Origin of the sequence: Aminobacter sp. J44 (assembly GCF_007829415.1) — a bacterium.
Taxonomy (GTDB): domain Bacteria; phylum Pseudomonadota; class Alphaproteobacteria; order Rhizobiales; family Rhizobiaceae; genus Aerobium.
Map to the genome: position 1 here is coordinate 72,813 of NZ_VLJG01000001.1, position 14,889 is coordinate 87,701.

At 63.2% G+C, this 14,889-nt stretch carries 17 protein-coding genes; 10 read left to right on the forward strand and 7 right to left on the reverse strand.

The features are described 5' to 3' along the window. Positions 1-10: 10 nt before the first annotated feature. Positions 11-1,141, reverse strand: a complete 1,131-nt coding sequence (locus L610_RS00355) for an AI-2E family transporter (protein ID WP_024848509.1) — start codon at positions 1,139-1,141, stop codon at positions 11-13. Continuing rightward, a complete protein-coding gene (locus tag L610_RS00360; protein ID WP_024848510.1) occupies positions 1,122-1,670 on the reverse strand; it encodes a CDP-alcohol phosphatidyltransferase family protein in 549 nt (182 codons plus the stop codon). The genes L610_RS00355 and L610_RS00360 overlap by 20 nt, the downstream gene beginning before the upstream one ends. Before the next feature lie 193 nt (positions 1,671-1,863). Here L610_RS00360 and purM point away from each other — a divergent pair, with 193 nt between their 5' ends. Both purM and purN read left to right on the forward strand, forming a co-directional pair. Further along, complete coding sequence (gene purM, locus L610_RS00365) at positions 1,864-2,928, forward strand: phosphoribosylformylglycinamidine cyclo-ligase (RefSeq protein ID WP_024848511.1); 1,065 nt, start codon at positions 1,864-1,866, stop codon at positions 2,926-2,928. Continuing rightward, the gene (gene purN / locus L610_RS00370) at positions 2,925-3,623 is read left to right on the forward strand and encodes a phosphoribosylglycinamide formyltransferase (protein WP_024848512.1); all 699 of its coding nucleotides are present in this window, start codon (positions 2,925-2,927) and stop codon (positions 3,621-3,623) included. Before purM ends, purN begins: the two co-directional genes overlap by 4 nt. 40 nt (positions 3,624-3,663) lie before the next feature. Here the strand turns inward: purN and L610_RS00375 are convergent, their stop codons facing one another. Next, positions 3,664-5,817 carry a molybdopterin-dependent oxidoreductase gene (locus L610_RS00375; RefSeq protein ID WP_024848513.1) on the reverse strand — a complete coding sequence of 718 codons (2,154 nt, stop codon included), beginning with the start codon at positions 5,815-5,817 and terminating at the stop codon, positions 3,664-3,666. Between the two features lie 73 nt (positions 5,818-5,890). Between L610_RS00375 and L610_RS00380 the strand changes: the two genes are divergently transcribed. The 4 genes from L610_RS00380 (at position 5,891) to L610_RS00395 (ending at position 8,600) form a co-directional block, all read left to right on the forward strand. Beyond that, positions 5,891-6,742: a 23S rRNA (adenine(2030)-N(6))-methyltransferase RlmJ gene (locus tag L610_RS00380; RefSeq protein WP_144701570.1), complete on the forward strand. Its 852-nt coding sequence runs from the start codon at positions 5,891-5,893 to the stop codon at positions 6,740-6,742. A 97-nt stretch (positions 6,743-6,839) separates the two neighbouring features. Then, positions 6,840-7,274, forward strand: a complete 435-nt coding sequence (locus L610_RS00385) for a hypothetical protein (RefSeq protein WP_024848515.1) — start codon at positions 6,840-6,842, stop codon at positions 7,272-7,274. A 12-nt stretch (positions 7,275-7,286) separates the two neighbouring features. Next, positions 7,287-7,943, forward strand: a complete 657-nt coding sequence (locus L610_RS00390; RefSeq protein ID WP_144701573.1) for a ribonuclease — start codon at positions 7,287-7,289, stop codon at positions 7,941-7,943. 57 nt (positions 7,944-8,000) lie between these two features. Further along, positions 8,001-8,600, forward strand: a complete 600-nt coding sequence (locus tag L610_RS00395; protein ID WP_144701576.1) for a glutathione S-transferase family protein — start codon at positions 8,001-8,003, stop codon at positions 8,598-8,600. 77 nt (positions 8,601-8,677) lie between these two features. Here L610_RS00395 and L610_RS00400 read toward each other — a convergent pair whose 3' ends face one another. The 3 genes from L610_RS00400 to L610_RS00410 form a co-directional block, all read right to left on the reverse strand. Further along, positions 8,678-9,334, reverse strand: a complete 657-nt coding sequence (locus L610_RS00400) for an outer membrane protein (RefSeq protein ID WP_144701579.1) — start codon at positions 9,332-9,334, stop codon at positions 8,678-8,680. A 208-nt stretch (positions 9,335-9,542) separates the two neighbouring features. Beyond that, the gene (folB, locus tag L610_RS00405; protein ID WP_144701582.1) at positions 9,543-9,908 is read right to left on the reverse strand and encodes a dihydroneopterin aldolase; all 366 of its coding nucleotides are present in this window, start codon (positions 9,906-9,908) and stop codon (positions 9,543-9,545) included. Further along, positions 9,905-10,672: an SDR family NAD(P)-dependent oxidoreductase gene (locus tag L610_RS00410; RefSeq protein ID WP_186441265.1), complete on the reverse strand. Its 768-nt coding sequence runs from the start codon at positions 10,670-10,672 to the stop codon at positions 9,905-9,907. The genes folB and L610_RS00410 overlap by 4 nt, the downstream gene beginning before the upstream one ends. A gap of 143 nt (positions 10,673-10,815) precedes the next feature. On the opposite strand from L610_RS00410, the gene uvrC reads away from it, so the two are divergent. From uvrC to L610_RS00430, 4 genes are all read left to right on the forward strand, one after another. Then, positions 10,816-12,846 carry an excinuclease ABC subunit UvrC gene (gene uvrC, locus L610_RS00415; protein WP_246658880.1) on the forward strand — a complete coding sequence of 677 codons (2,031 nt, stop codon included), beginning with the start codon at positions 10,816-10,818 and terminating at the stop codon, positions 12,844-12,846. A 95-nt stretch (positions 12,847-12,941) separates the two neighbouring features. Beyond that, entirely contained in the window at positions 12,942-13,523 is a 582-nt protein-coding gene (pgsA, locus tag L610_RS00420; RefSeq protein ID WP_024848522.1) for a CDP-diacylglycerol--glycerol-3-phosphate 3-phosphatidyltransferase, read from the forward strand. Between the two features lie 2 nt (positions 13,524-13,525). Beyond that, positions 13,526-13,780 (forward strand): molybdopterin converting factor subunit 1, encoded by a 255-nt coding sequence (moaD, locus tag L610_RS00425; protein ID WP_024848523.1) that lies wholly within the window; start codon positions 13,526-13,528, stop codon positions 13,778-13,780. A gap of 1 nt (position 13,781) precedes the next feature. Beyond that, positions 13,782-14,249, forward strand: a complete 468-nt coding sequence (locus L610_RS00430) for a molybdenum cofactor biosynthesis protein MoaE (protein WP_144701592.1) — start codon at positions 13,782-13,784, stop codon at positions 14,247-14,249. 133 nt (positions 14,250-14,382) lie between these two features. Here L610_RS00430 and ndk read toward each other — a convergent pair whose 3' ends face one another. Beyond that, positions 14,383-14,805, reverse strand: coding sequence for a nucleoside-diphosphate kinase (gene ndk, locus L610_RS00435; protein ID WP_144701595.1), 423 nt, complete (start codon positions 14,803-14,805; stop codon positions 14,383-14,385). Positions 14,806-14,889: the final 84 nt, after the last annotated feature.

A 14,889-nucleotide genomic window follows, 5' to 3' on the forward strand; every position in this document is an offset into this window, starting at 1 on the left:
AAGTTGGCTCTTAGTTTTCGCGCGCCACGCCGTGACCGCGATACATGGGCGATTCCAGGTAGCGCCTTAGCATGAAACGAACGATCACACCGACCGCAGCCGCGGCTGGTACCGCTATCAACAGGCCCACGAAGCCAAAAAGTGCACCGAAGGCCACCAGCGCGAACATCAGCCAGACCGGGTGAAGGCCAACACTCTTTCCGACCAGGTTGGGCTGCAGGATGTTACCCTCGAAGAACTGGCCCGCAAAGAAGACCACGGCGACCGCCACGATCCACTGCCACTCCGGCCAGAACTGCACGGCGGCGACGCCGAGCGACAGCACCAGGCCGATGAGAGAGCCCACATACGGAATGAAACTGATAAGGCCGGCAAACAGTCCGATCAGCAGGCCGAAGTTGAGGCCAACCAGTGTCAGCCCGAGCGCATAGAAGGCACCCAAGATGAGGCAGACGGTGCCCTGCCCGCGCACGAAGCCTGCGACCGCCGTGTCGATCTCGAGGGCCAACTCGCGCACAGTGTGCAGGTGATCGCGCGGCACCCAGCTATCGACGCGAGCCACCATCTTGTCCCAGTCGATCAGCATGTAGAAGGCAACAACCGGCGTGATCACGAACAAGCCGGCAATGTCGATCAGCGTCTTGCCGGAGCTCCAGATCGAGCCGAACAGCGTGCTGACAAAGCCCGTGCCCTGGTTGAGTAAAGAGTTGATGCCATCGCGCAGCGATGCCGGGTTTACCCCGAGGCGCTCGCTCAGCCACTCCGCGTCGAAGCTGGTCACCAGTGTCTGGAGGCTGGACAGATACTCCGGCAGCTTGGCGAGGAAGTCGGTGAGCTGGGTGACGAGGATCGGAATGACCAGCATCAGCCCCAGCACCAGCAGGATCAGGAACATCACCAGGATAACGATCGCCGAGGCGATGCGCGACAAGCCCCAGCGCTCCAGCCGGTCCGCCACCGGGTCGAGGAAGTAGGCCAGGATCATGCCGGCGAAGAACGGCAGCAGGACTGACGAGAAGATGTATAGAAAGCCGATGAAGATCGTTGCAGCGACCAGCCAGAAGATGACCTGACGGCGCCAGGCCGACGCCACCATTGCTTCCGCCATCTGGTTTTCGATGTCACCGTTGCGATTGTTCATGGTGACCCATGTGCCTCAGCCATTGCACGAGATAGGCCGCTGCGGAAGCGACGGTCAAGAGGCCGCAGACAATGACAAGGCCGAGGCGCAGTGGGCCAAAGGCGGTTTCGAAGCCAAGCTCAGCCAGCACCACGATCGCCAGTACGATCTGGGCAGCGGTGTTTGCCTTGGAAACCATCAGCGGCTTCACGTCGACGGGCTGGCCCATGACGCTGGACAGCAGCACGGCGGCGATGATCAGCGCATCGCGCGAGACGACCACGATGACGAACCACAGCGGCAGCTCCTTCATCAGGCCGAGGGCAAGGAAGACAGTCACCAGCAGGATCTTGTCGGCCATCGGGTCGAGATAGGCGCCAAGTTCGGTGCGCTGGTTGAAGTGCCGCGCGACGAAGCCATCGATTGCATCAGACAGGCCGGCGGTGACGAAAAAGATCAACGCCCAGACGACGTTGTCGCTGGCCAGCGCCCAGACCACCGCCGGCACCAGCAGGAAACGAAACACCGTGATCAGATTGGCTATGGTCAAACTGGCAACTGGCTCCTCGCGCGGCGGGGTCGCGATGGCATGTACATGAGGTGGTAGCCAATATGGATCAAGTGCGGCCCACGGTGGCCGCTTTCCACGGCTTTCACCCGCCACGCGACACAGCCGACGCTTGCGGCAGCGGGTGGATCATGCGAAGAGCCCGCATCGGCAATACCATCAAGGTGGACGCGCCATGAGCGACGAGAATAACGGCCTCACCTACAGCCAGGCAGGCGTCGACATCGACGCAGGAAACGAGCTGGTCGAGAAGATCAAGCCAATGGTCCGGTCGACGAGACGGCCGGGTGCGGATGGCGAAATCGGCGGATTCGGCGGCCTGTTCGACCTGCGGGCAGCAGGTTTCAACGATCCGGTTCTCGTGGCTGCGAATGATGGCGTCGGCACCAAGCTGAAAGTGGCGATCGAGGCCAACAAGCACGACACCGTCGGCATCGACCTCGTCGCCATGTGCGTCAACGACCTCGTCGTCCAGGGCGCAGAGCCGCTGTTCTTTCTCGACTATTTTGCGACCGGCAAGCTCGACCCCGAGCAGGGCGCATCGATCGTCGGCGGCATCGCGGAAGGCTGCCGCCAGGCTGGTTGCGCGCTGATCGGCGGCGAGACGGCCGAAATGCCGGGTATGTACTCGGAAGGCGACTATGACCTCGCCGGCTTCGCGGTGGGCGCGGCAGAGCGCGGCGCACTGCTGCCGACCAACGACATCGTCGAGGGCGACGTGCTGCTCGGCCTCGCCTCCTCGGGGGTCCACTCGAACGGCTTCTCGCTCGTGCGCCGCATCGTCGAGCGCTCCGGCCTTTCGTGGAACGACCCTGCCCCGTTCGACAAGCACAAGACGCTCGGCGAGGCGCTGCTGACGCCGACGCGCATCTATGTGAAGTCGATCCTGCAGGCGATCCGCTCGACCCACGGTATCAAGGCGCTGGCGCACATCACCGGCGGCGGCTTCCCCGAAAACATGCCTCGCGTGCTGCCGAAGGACTATGCCGCGGAACTCGATCTCGAGGCAATCAGTGTCCCGAAGGTGTTCTCCTGGCTTGCCAGCACCGGCGGTGTCGCGCACCATGAGATGATGCGCACGTTCAACTGCGGCATCGGCATGGTTCTCGTCGTGGCAGCCGGCCAGGCGGCACAGGTTGCCGCCGTGCTGACGCAGGCCGGCGAGACCGTCACGACCATCGGCCGGATCCTTCCGCGCCGTGATGCCGGCGTCGTCTACCGGGGAGAAATCGGGCTTTGACCACGCAGAAAAAACGCGTTGCGGTTCTCATTTCAGGGCGCGGCTCCAACATGCTGGCCCTGCTCGAGGCTGCAGGCGATCCGAACTACCCGGCGGAGATCGTCGGCGTGATTTCGGATAATCCGGACGCAAAGGGGCTCGCCATCGCGTCCGCGCATGGCATTTCGACGGCTGCCTTCCCGCGCCGCGACTATCCAAGCAAGGAAGCGCACGACGCGGCGATTGACGCTGAGCTCGAGCGCCTTGAGGCGGACATTGTCTGCCTCGCCGGATACATGCGGCTGCTCACGCCGGGCTTTGCGCGCAAGTGGGCAGGCAAGATGGTGAACATCCATCCGTCGCTGCTGCCGCTATTCAAGGGCCTCGACACGCACAACCGCGCCATCGAGAGCGGCATGCGCGTGCATGGCTGCTCGATCCACTTCGTCACGCCCGAGCTGGATGACGGCCCGGTGATCGCGCAGGCAGTCGTCCCAATCCTGCCGACCGACAACGCGGACAGCCTCGCGGCGCGCGTGCTGACCGTCGAGCACAAGCTCTATCCGCTGGCCGTGAGGCTGCTTGCTCTCGGCAAGGCGCGGATGGAGAACGACAAGGCGGTCCTGACGGGCGTTGCGGCCGAAGGCGCGCTGATGTCTCCGGGTTCAGCCCCGGACGACGTCGACATCGAAAGCCTAGCGCGGATGACGCCGTAAAGTTTCAAAGGAGCGGTCCCCGGACTGCTCCTTTTTCGTTTCAGCCGCTCACAAGGCTGATGGCCGGTTCTTCCAGCTCGGCCGCCACATCCAGCGCACGCACCCAGACCCGGTTGTCGTGGAAGGCCGCACCGCCACAAGGTGCAGCCGCATCCGCGCCGGTAAGCACGTTGATACCCTCCCCGCGCTCGTGGGCCGAGTTCGGCCAGATGCCTTCCGCAATCACGACGCCGCGCTTGACGCCGTCGAACAGCTTCGCATGCAGCACGACTTCTCCGCGCGTGTTGCCGATCTCGACGCGCGCGCCGTCGGCAATACGGAGCCGGGCCGCGTCCTCCGGGTGAAGCATCAGCTCGGGGCGCCCTTCCCGCTTGAAGGAGCCGGGCGTCTCGGTGAAGGTCGAGTTGAGGAAGGTGCGCGCTGGCGACGTCGCCAGCCGGAACGGATGCTCCTCGTCGGCAACCTCGATCAGGTCGACATGGTCCGGGAACTCCGGCAGCGCCTTAAATGGCCCCTGAAGGCCGATCGAGCGCGGCGGCGTGTTCGGAACCGCGGTGCTCTCCCACTGCGGGCGGAAGCGGAACTTTCCATCGGGATGGCCGAAGCCGTTGATGTAGTGCGCTGTCTCGAATTCCGGCTGGACGTCGACCCAACGGTTTTCCTTCAGCGACTCGTAGGTGCCGTAGTTGTGGCGCCCGAGAATGCGGTCGATGTGCTCGCGCTCGGTGAGGCCGAAGCCCGGCTGATCGGCGACGCCAAGGCGCTTCGCCAGTTCCTCGATGACATAGAGGTTCGTGCGCGGGCCTTCCGGCGGATCGATCAGCTTGGGCCCAAGCACAATGTACTGGTGGCCACCGCCCTTGTAGATGTCGTCGTGCTCCAGGAACATCGTGGCCGGCAGGACGACATCAGCGAGCTTCGCCGTGTCGGTTATGAACTGTTCGTGCACGCAGGTGAAGAGGTCGTCGCGGAGAAAACCCTGTTTCACCAGCCGCTGCTCGGGGCAGACATTGGCGGGATTGGTGTTCTGGATGAGCAATGCCGTCACCGGGGGCCCGCCATGCAGTGCCTCGGAATCGCCGGTGAGCACCCGGCCGATCTGCGACTGGTCGAGATGGCGGACGCGCGGGTCCTTCATCTTGATACCCTCGACCGTCGACAGGTCGAGGCGGTAGATCGCGCCGTTATTGTGGAAGGCGCCGCCGCCCTCGTACTGCCAGCAGCCGGTGACCGCGGCGATTGAAGCCGCCGCATGCATGTTCACCGCGCCGTTACGCTGGCGGGCAAAGCCATAGCCAAGACGGAAGAAGGTGCGCTTGGTCGTTCCGACGAGACGGGCAAAATCTTCGATCTCCTGGACCGACAGGCCGGTTATCGCCGACGCCCATTCCGGGGTGCGGGTGCGCAGATGTGCTTCCAGCCCACGCGGATCGTCGGTGTACTTTTCGAGATACTCCCAGTCGGCGTAGCCATCGCGGAAGAGCACATGCATTACTGCGCAAGCGAGCGCGCCGTCGGTGCCGGGCTTCAAGATCAGGCCCATGTCGGCCTGCTTCATCGTGGCGTTGTCGTAGATGTCGATGACGACAATCTTCGCGCCACGTTCCTTGCGGGCGCGGATGGCATGGGTCATCACGTTGACCTGGGTCGCCACCGCATTGGTGCCCCAGATGACGACGCAGTCCGACTTTGCCATCTCGCGCGGATCAGGGCCAGCAAGCCGACCCGTGCCCATCACGTAGCCGGTCCAGGCGAGGTTGGTGCAGATCGTGCTGAAGAAGCCTGAATACTTCTTCGCGTGCCGCAGCCGATTGATCGAATCGCGCTGCACGAGGCCCATCGTGCCGGCGTAGTAGTAGGGCCAGACGGTTTCGGAGCCGTAGCGAGCCTCCGCCTCGAGAAACTTCTCGGCAACGAGGTCGAGTGCGGCTTCCCAGCTCGCTTCCTTCCAGTTGCCCTCGCCCTTGGCGCCGGCGCGGATCAGCGGCTTCAGCAGCCGGTCGGGATGATGAACCCGCTCGGCATAGCGCGCGACCTTGGCGCAGATGACGCCGGCCGTGTAGTCGTTGCCCTTGGCGCCATGGATGCGACCGATGGTGCGCTTGTCGATGATCTCGACGTCGAGCGCACAGGTCGAAGGGCAGTCATGCGGGCACGCAGAGTGCCCGACGCGGATCTCGGAGGCTATGTTCATCATTGCAAACTAGCGGAATTCGCGGCCACGGAGTAGAGCCAGTCTTGCTCAATCAGGTTTGCACGGAGAGACGATGAACTACCGCCACGCCTATCACGCGGGGAATTTTGCCGACGTGATGAAGCACATCGTGCTCGCCCGCATCCTCGAATATCTGAAGCGCAAGGAAGGTGCGTTCCGCGTCATCGACACGCACGCCGGCATCGGCCTCTATGACCTCACCTCCGAGGAAGCGCAGAAGACCGGCGAATGGCTGGGCGGTATCGGCCCGCTGCTTGAAGCAGATTTGCCGACGGACGTTGCCGAACTTGTCTCGCCGTATCTCGACGCGGTGAGGAGCGTGAACGAGGAAGGTGGCGTGCGCCACTATCCTGGCTCGCCGATGGTAACGCGCTACCTGATGCGCCACATCGACCGGCTCACCGCGATCGAACTGCATCCGCAGGACAGCGCCGCCCTCAAGCAGCGCTTTGCCGGCGATTGTCAGGTGCGGGTGCTGGAGCTCGACGGCTGGCTGGCGCTTGGGGCGCATCTGCCGCCAAAGGAAAGACGCGGCATGGTGCTGGTCGATCCGCCCTTCGAACAGGAGGGCGAGTTCGAGCGGCTCGTCTCCGGACTCGTCAAGGCACACAAGCGCTGGCCGGGCGGCACCTATGCGCTGTGGTATCCGATTAAGAACCGCAAAGCGGTGGCGGCATTCCGGGAAGCACTCAAGGAAACCGGCATCCCGAAAATGCTCGACATAGCCTTCGAGATCCGCAAGCCCGGCGACGAAGCAACCTTCGACGGCAGCGGCATGGTCGTCGTCAATCCGCCTTACGTGCTCGAAGATGAAATGAAGGCCGTTCTTCCGGCATTGACCAAGGTTCTCGCTGAAGAAAACGGCGCCTATGCAGGAGCAACCTGGCTGACGGGCAAGCCTTGATCAGCGCTTGACCGGCGGTAAGTCTATGATCACACTGGCGCACCGCAAAAACGTCGGACGAATCTTCATCAATCGGATCATCACTCGGAGGCCACATATGAACCGTATCGCCAAAATGCTGCTGGCATCGATGCTCGCGGTCGGCGGCGGAAGCGTCAGCGCGTCGGCGGCCGACATGGTGATGGTGAACTATTCGGATCCCGGCATCTGCGCACAGCCGGCGGTGTTGAACCGCATCACCAATCGCTTCTCCTACCAGGTACGGCACGTGCCTAACCTGCCGCAGGTCTCGATCGTCGACTATTACGGCATCGGCGAGAGCCGTCACCTGCCGCGCATCAAGGACGTACGTCCGATCGACCGCCGCTACTGCTTCGCCAAGGCGCAGCTTTCGGATGGCCGCACCCGTGACGTCTGGTACCTGATCGAGAAGCCGCTAGGCTTCGCCGGCATCGGCAGCAACGTCGAATTCTGCGTCTCCGGCTTCGATCGCTGGCACGTCTACGGCGGACGCTGCCGCACCGTCCGCTAAGCGCAGCAATCCATGTCGAGACGCATAGCCACGCTGGCACTTGGGGTTCTCCTGAGTGCCTGCCAGCCTGATTCTGCCGGCAGCCTGCCGCAAGGCGACGGATACGACTTCTTCGTGCTGTCGCTAGCCTGGTCGCCGACCTATTGCGAAATCGAGGGCGACCGGGCAAGCCGCCAGCAATGCGGCAGCCGCGAGAGCTTCGACTTCATCGTCCACGGCCTGTGGCCGCAGTTTGAACGCGGCTGGCCAGAATTCTGCCAGTCGCGCGAGCCATCCCGCGTGCCAAACGATCTCGTCCGCGAAGTGGCCGACATCATGCCGTCGGCAGGTCTCGTAGGACACCAGTGGCGCAAGCACGGTTCCTGCGCGGGCCTCAGCCAGCGCGACTATTTCTCGCTGGTGCGCACCGCCTGGGAGAAAGTGAAGATCCCGCGGGTGTTCGAGGATACCGGCCGCGACCTGACGGTCTCGCCGGTGGAGGTCGAAGATGCCTTCCGCAGTGCCAATCCTTCCCTACCCGCTGATGGCATTGCGGTAACCTGCGAGAACCGGATGATTAGCGAAGTGCGGATCTGCATGACGAAATCGCTGGAATTTCGCTCCTGCACCGAGATAGACGCCAAGGGCTGCAAGATGCCCCGCGCTTCGCTTCCGGCATCTGCACGATAGACAACAATCGGCTCTGCGCTCCAGCGAGCGCTTGTGATCGGATTTCAGGAGAGTTTCATGCCGGTCGTACTTTATTCGCCTTCGTCGCCCTTTAGCGCGAAGGTCCGCATGGCGGCGCTTTGGTGCAAGGTCGATCTCGAGGCGAAGGCGGTCAACACCAGTGAGGAGCCGGAAGAGCTGATCTCGGCAAATCCGCTCGGCAAGATCCCCGTCCTCCTCACCGAGGACAGCGGCGCGATCTTCGACAGCCGCGCCATCACCCAGTACCTCAACCGGATCTCGGGCAACGCCCTCTTCCCGCGCAACGCGGCGAAGCGGCTTGACGCGGAGCGTCTGGAAGCTCTTGCAGACGGCCTGTGCGACTGCCTGCTGGCGCACGTCTACGAGCGCCGCTTCCGTCCGGAGGAAAAGGTGCACCAGCCGTGGCTCGACAAGCAGTGGAGCAAGGCCGTTCGCGTGCTTGACCACCTCAATGAGAACGCTCCGCGCGTGACCTCCAAGACCGACGGCGGCCAGATCGCCCTTCGAATCGCGCTCGGCTATCTCGACCTGCGCTTTGCCGACAGCAACTGGCGTCGCGGCCGGCCGAAGCTTGCTCGCTGGATCAAGCGCTTCGACGAGCGCTTCCCCGAACTGCTCACGGTACTGCCGAAGTGACCCCCTCTTTCAGGTGACCACATGGAAAAAGGCCCGGATTGCTCCGGGCCTTTTTGACTGGAGGTGGTTACGCGAACTCAGAACTTGTAACCAACGCCCAGCGTAACGCGGTGGTTGCTGGAGTCGTACTCGGAGACGGTGCCGCCGAGGTTGAAGTCTTCAGAACCGTAGTCGGTGTAGCGGTATTCGCCGCGGGCGAAGACCTTCTCGGTCAGACGAGCGTCAACACCGGCGCCGACCGTGTAGCCGAGCATGGTGTTCGAGTCGCGGTTGCCAGCGTCGTCGCTGACGCGCAGCTTCTCGGCAGCGCCACCGAAGGTACCGTAGACGAGGACGTCGTCGGTTACAGCCATACCGGCGCGAGCGCGGATCGAGCCGTCGTAGCGCGAACGGGCGCGGACGCCAGCGTTGGAGCCGTCAGCGTCGTTGTAGTTGATGTCGCCCTCAAGACCGTAGACGAACTGGCCGCTCTGGAAGTTGTAGCCGCCGAAGACGCCGCCAAGGAAACCATCGGTCTCGATGTCGTTGCCCGGGGTCTCGACGCTACCGCTGAAGCCGTAGCCGAGCTGAACACCTGCGTAGGGGCCTGCCCAAGTGGCAACCGGGGCCGGCTCGTAAACCGGAGCAGGTGCCGGCGGCTCCTGATAAACAACGTCTGCCGCGAAAGCCGGAACAGCGACCAGAGCTGCAAGGCCGGCCACAGAGGCGAGAGCGAATCTCGAAGTGGTATTCATGTTGGTACTCCTTTGCCGCAAGGAAGCCGTACTCGCGCTTCCCCCTTCGCAGAGCCGCGCCGACCACTGGGAGGTAGCGGCCGTTTGCGTCTGCATGTTTCCTATCTGATGCTTGAATGCGGCGTAACCTGACCTGAAATTGGGTCATTCGCTGGCGGGATTGAGGCAGGATTTTGGCGTTGCGATTCAGCAACAGGTGCGGGCAGCGTCAGCTCTTAAGTGCGGTGATTGTAACCCCGACATACTCGCAGTCGTCGAAGACGTCGGGCTTGCGCGTTTCGACCGTGGCGGCCGCAACTCCCGGTATTGAAAGGACAAATTCCAACACGCGCTGCGCCACGGTCTCCTGCAGCTGGATGTGCGGCTCGTTCTGGAGGCTCCGGATGAAATCGCAGATCGCGTCGTAGTCGACAGTCGACCGTATGCTGTCGCTGGCCCCCGCAGGGCCTGTGTCAACCTCGAGTTCGACGCTGACGAGAAAGCGCTGAGGCGCGGTTTTCTCGTGCGGATGGATGCCGATCGAGAGGCTGATTTCGAGATTGCGGACGACAATCGTCCTTCGGGTAACAATCATTCCTGCACCACAAATGCGACGTCACGCTGGAGCGACATGAGGTGCTGCCCTCCGTCGAGCACGATGATCTCACCATTGATCGACGTCGTGCGCCAGATGAATTCGACTGTTCGAGCTATCTCTTCGGGTGTGGTCCCTGTCCCCGTTAGGCTGTGCCGCCAGCTTTTGCGGAAGTTCTCCTCGCTCTGATTGCCGCTGATGAGGGTCACCCCCGGCGCGATTCCCGCCACGCGCATACGACCGCGATAGTGCATCGCGAGCATATCGACCGCACCCTTCAAAGCGAATTTGGCGAGGCTGTAGCTGAAGAAGTCGGGATTCGGCGCGAAGACCTTGTTGTCGAGCATGTTGACGAGTACCGCCCTTGGACTCGCCACCTTCGCAAACTCGCGCGCGATCACCATTGGTGCGACGAGGTTCACCGCCAGCAGGTCTTTCATCATGGCGGCATCGAATTCGGACGGCGAATCGTACTTGAAGGTCGAGGCGCTGTTGACCAGGAGGTCGATTGGCCCCATCCGCGCCCCGACCCGCTGGACGAGCGCTGCCGCCTGGGCATCGTCGGCAAGGTCGGCCCTGAACGTTTCGGCCCGCGCACCCATCGCGGTCATTTCAGCCGCAAGGGCTTTCGCGTCGGATTCGGACAAGTTGAAGTGGATGGCGACGTTGAAACTCGCAGCAAGGTGGCGCACCATCGCCGCACCCAAGCGGCGCGCGCCGCCCGTCACGAGACAGAGGGGACGTGCTTCATCCTTTGCCGGCAAGTGTGTTCTCCTGGGAAAGCCCCGCGCCACGAGGCGACGCAATTGAGGAATGCACATACTGACGCTATCCCGGCAAGGCTAGCCTATATAAGGATGCATGCCCATATCGGGATCAGCATCAGCTGGATATGAGCCGGAACTTGATGAGTCGCCACCTGAACCAGTCCCCCGACGCACCTGACGACATCCTCGAAGACGACACGGAAGCTGAGGTGCTCGATGAGGGCGCCGAGGCTGCGGTGCCGGCTGTCGACTGGGATGGCGTCAAAGGCGAGCATGAGGGACTAAAAGGGCCGGAGCTCATCCAGGCACTGGTGAAGCGCCTGCCGAACGCGCCGGGCGTCTATCGCATGATGGATGCCAATGGCGACGTGCTCTATGTCGGCAAGGCGCGCAGCCTCAAGAAGCGCGTAACGGCTTACGCCCAGGGCCGCTACCACACGAACCGCATCGGCCGGATGGTGCGCGAGACCTGCGCGATGGAATTCGTCGTCACCCGCACGGAGACCGAAGCGCTCCTGCTGGAAGCGAATCTCATCAAGAGGTTGCGGCCGCGCTTTAACGTGCTGATGCGGGACGACAAGTCGTTCCCCTACATCCTGATCACCGGTGACCATTCCGCGCCCGGCATCTTCAAGCACCGCGGCGCGCGCACCCGCAAGGGCGACTATTTCGGCCCGTTTGCCTCGGCAGGCGCGGTCGATCGCACCATCAACGCGCTGCAGCGCGCGTTCCTGTTGCGCTCCTGCACCGATTCCTTCTTCGAGAACCGGACGCGGCCGTGCCTGCTCTACCAGATCAAGCGCTGCTCAGGTCCGTGCACCGGCGAGATCTCCCGCGAGGACTATGCCGAACTGGTAGCCGAAGGTAAGGCGTTCCTGTCAGGCCGCTCCGGCAAGATCAAGGAAGAGATCGCCGCCGCGATGCAGCGGGCATCCGACGAACTCGATTTCGAACGCGCCGCGATCTACCGCGACCGCCTCGCCGCGCTCAGCCACATCCAGAGCCATCAGGGCATCAACCCGCAGTCGGTCGACGAAGCGGACGTCTTCGCCATTCACCACGAAGGCGGGCAGAACTGCATCGAGGTGTTCTTCTTCCGCACCGGCCAGAACTGGGGCAATCGCACCTACTTCCCGAAGGCCGACCCGCTGCTGGAGCCGGCCGAGGTGCTGGGCGCGTTCCTGGCGCAGTTCTATGACGACAAGCCGCTGCCGCGCACGATCCTGCTGTCGCATCCGGTCGAGGAGCAGGAGCTGCTCGAGGAAGCGCTGTCGACCCGAGCCGGCCGCCGCGTGACAATCTTCGTACCGCGCCGCGGCGAGAAGAAGGACCTGACAGACCACGCGCTGCAGAATGCGAAGCAGGCGCTCGGCAGACGGCTGGCCGAGACGTCGTCGCAGGCGCGGCTGCTGCAGGGGCTGGCCGACACCTTCGGGCTCGAACGCGCCCCACGCCGTATCGAGGTCTACGATAACTCCCACATCATGGGCACAAATGCGGTCGGCGCGATGATCGTCGCGGGACCGGAAGGCTTCGTGAAGAACCAGTACCGCAAGTTCAATATCAAGTCGCCAGACACCACGCCTGGCGACGATTTTGGAATGATGCGCGAGGTGATGCAGCGCCGCTTCTCGCGCCTCATCAAGGAGCATGCGGCGCCGGATCAGGAGCAGCCCGAGCTTGCCGAGGACGAACCCGAATCCGACGCCTTCCCGGCATGGCCTGACCTCATCCTCATCGACGGCGGCCAAGGCCAGATGACCGCCGTACGCGCCATCCTCAACGAGCTCGGCATCGCAGATAAGGTCAAGGCGATCGGCATCGCCAAGGGCGTCGATCGCGATGCAGGGCGCGAGCGCTTCTTTATCGAAGGCCGCGAACCCTTCATGCTGCCGCTGCGCGATCCGGTGCTCTACTTCATCCAGCGCCTGCGCGACGAGGCCCACCGCTTCGCAATCGGCTCCCACCGCGCCCGCCGCAAGAAGGAGATGGTGCGCAATCCGCTCGACGAGATCGCGGGTATCGGCCCGACCCGCAAACGCGCGCTGCTGCACCATTTCGGGACCGCAAAGGCGGTGAGCCGCGCGGCGATCGAAGATCTCATGCAGGTCGAAGGCATTTCCGAGCGCGTGGCGAAGTTGATCTATGGCCATTTCCACGAGAATGGATGAGCCACAGGCGGCTCCGGGCGTCTTGCCGCGCTTCGCGAGGTTGACCCCGCCCCGTCCGTCCTGATTACTAGACGAAAGAATCTTTGCGAAAAGCCATGTCGAAGCGCGCGTTCAACCTGCCCAACATGCTCACCTATGCCAGAATCCTCGCGGTTCCGGCGATCGTGCTGTGCTTTTATCTCGAGGGCAGGATTCGCCCGACCGAATGGTGGCGATGGGTGTCGTTCTGGCTGTTCGTGGCGGCGAGTGTTACCGACTATTTCGACGGCTACATCGCCCGCATCTGGAAGCAGACGTCCAATATCGGCCGCATGCTCGACCCAATTGCCGACAAGCTTCTCGTCTCGGCGGTGCTGCTGTTGCTGGCCTACGACCGCACCATCGACAAGTGGACGCTCTGGGCGGCGATCATCATCCTCTGCCGCGAGATCCTCGTCTCCGGCCTGCGCGAATACCTCGCCGGGCTGAAAGTGTCGGTGCCGGTCACGAAACTGGCCAAGTGGAAGACCACCCTGCAGCTGATCGCGATCGGATTCCTGCTTGCGGGCCCAGCCGGCGACCAGATGTTCCCGTATGTCACGGAAATCGGCAGCGGCCTGCTGTGGGTCTCGGCGCTGGTCACGCTCTACACCGGCTACGACTATTTCCGCGCCGGCATGAAGCATTTCGAGGACTAGGGATGGTCAAGCTCAGATACTTCGCGTGGGTGCGCGAGCGGATCGGGAAGGCCGAGGAGGACATCGTCCTTCCGGCGGAAGTGATGTCGGTGCGCGACCTGCTGCTGTGGCTGAAGGAGCGTGACGAGGGCTATGCCAACGCGCTGCAACATCCCGAGGCAATCCGCGTTGCCATCAACCAGGAGCACGCCGACCACAACGAGCCGGTCGGCAGCGCGCGGGAGATCGCCCTCTTCCCGCCGATGACCGGGGGCTGAGATGTCCGCGCGGATCGAGCCGATCGTCCGGGTGCAGGCCGAGGATTTCGACGCCGCGCAGGAGATCGCGCGGCTGACCGCGGGACGCACCGACATCGGCGCCGTGGTCACCTTCTCCGGCCTCTGCCGTGATGAAAACGGTGCTCTCTCCGCGCTCGAGCTCGAGCATTATCCCGGCATGGCGGAGGCGGAGATTTCTCGTATCGCCAATGAGGCCACCGAGCGCTGGCCGCTGACCGGCCTCACCGTCATCCACCGCTACGGCATGATGCGGCCGGGTGACAACATCGTGCTGGTGGTGGCTGCGTCCAGCCACCGGCAGGCGGCATTCGAGGCCGCATCCTTCCTGATGGATTTTCTGAAGACCCGCGCGCCGTTCTGGAAGCGCGAGCATCGCGCTGACGGCATGCCGGGCGAATGGGTCGCCGCGAAGGAAGAAGACGACGCCGCGCAGGCGCGCTGGCGCTAACCGCCTTTTCTTGAATCCCCCGAAACAATCACGACCTTCCTCGAAGCCGGAAAACGAAAAAGGCCGGAGCTGAGCTCCGGCCTTCATTCTCCAACAGCTACAACGCGTTAGCGCCGTGTGCTGCCAATTTGATTCAACCGACGATCTCGGTCTCGGAGAACCAGTAGCGGATCTCCTCGGCAGCTGTCTCCGGACCATCCGAACCGTGGACCGAGTTCTCGCCAATCGACAGCGCGAAGGTCTTGCGGATGGTGCCCTCGGCAGCCTGCTCCGGATTGGTGGCGCCCATCACTTCACGGTTCTTGGCGATTGCGTTCTCGCCCTCGAGAACCTGCACGACGGTCGGGCCCGACGACATGAACTCGACCAGCTCGCCGAAGAACGGACGTTCCTTGTGCACGGCGTAGAAACCCTCGGCCTCGCGGCGGCTCATCCAAACGCGCTTGGAAGCGACCACGCGCAGGCCCGCGTCTTCCAGCATCTTGGTGATCGCGCCGGTCAGGTTGCGCCGGGTTGCGTCGGGCTTGATCATCGAAAAGGTGCGTTCGATCGCCATTGCTCGTCCTTCGGTATCTTTTGGTTGATTGGGTTGCGGGTCTATACAGGTGACGCGCGATGTTGTGAAGAGGCGGCTTGGGGC

What these genes read in the sequence shown, in the direction of transcription:
- L610_RS00395 (WP_144701576.1), top strand. Translation starts at nt 8,001, where the DNA reads ATGCCGGTCGTACTTTATTCGCCTTCGTCGCCCTTTAGCGCGAAGGTC.
- L610_RS00355 (WP_024848509.1), bottom strand. Translation starts at nt 1,141, where the DNA reads ATGAACAATCGCAACGGTGACATCGAAAACCAGATGGCGGAAGCAATG.
- folB (WP_144701582.1), bottom strand. Translation starts at nt 9,908, where the DNA reads ATGATTGTTACCCGAAGGACGATTGTCGTCCGCAATCTCGAAATCAGC.
- uvrC (WP_246658880.1), top strand. Translation starts at nt 10,816, where the DNA reads ATGAGTCGCCACCTGAACCAGTCCCCCGACGCACCTGACGACATCCTC.
- purM (WP_024848511.1), top strand. Translation starts at nt 1,864, where the DNA reads ATGAGCGACGAGAATAACGGCCTCACCTACAGCCAGGCAGGCGTCGAC.
- pgsA (WP_024848522.1), top strand. Translation starts at nt 12,942, where the DNA reads ATGTCGAAGCGCGCGTTCAACCTGCCCAACATGCTCACCTATGCCAGA.
- L610_RS00385 (WP_024848515.1), top strand. Translation starts at nt 6,840, where the DNA reads ATGAACCGTATCGCCAAAATGCTGCTGGCATCGATGCTCGCGGTCGGC.
- L610_RS00380 (WP_144701570.1), top strand. Translation starts at nt 5,891, where the DNA reads ATGAACTACCGCCACGCCTATCACGCGGGGAATTTTGCCGACGTGATG.
- L610_RS00390 (WP_144701573.1), top strand. Translation starts at nt 7,287, where the DNA reads ATGTCGAGACGCATAGCCACGCTGGCACTTGGGGTTCTCCTGAGTGCC.
- ndk (WP_144701595.1), bottom strand. Translation starts at nt 14,805, where the DNA reads ATGGCGATCGAACGCACCTTTTCGATGATCAAGCCCGACGCAACCCGG.
- L610_RS00375 (WP_024848513.1), bottom strand. Translation starts at nt 5,817, where the DNA reads ATGAACATAGCCTCCGAGATCCGCGTCGGGCACTCTGCGTGCCCGCAT.
- moaD (WP_024848523.1), top strand. Translation starts at nt 13,526, where the DNA reads ATGGTCAAGCTCAGATACTTCGCGTGGGTGCGCGAGCGGATCGGGAAG.
- L610_RS00430 (WP_144701592.1), top strand. Translation starts at nt 13,782, where the DNA reads ATGTCCGCGCGGATCGAGCCGATCGTCCGGGTGCAGGCCGAGGATTTC.
- L610_RS00400 (WP_144701579.1), bottom strand. Translation starts at nt 9,334, where the DNA reads ATGAATACCACTTCGAGATTCGCTCTCGCCTCTGTGGCCGGCCTTGCA.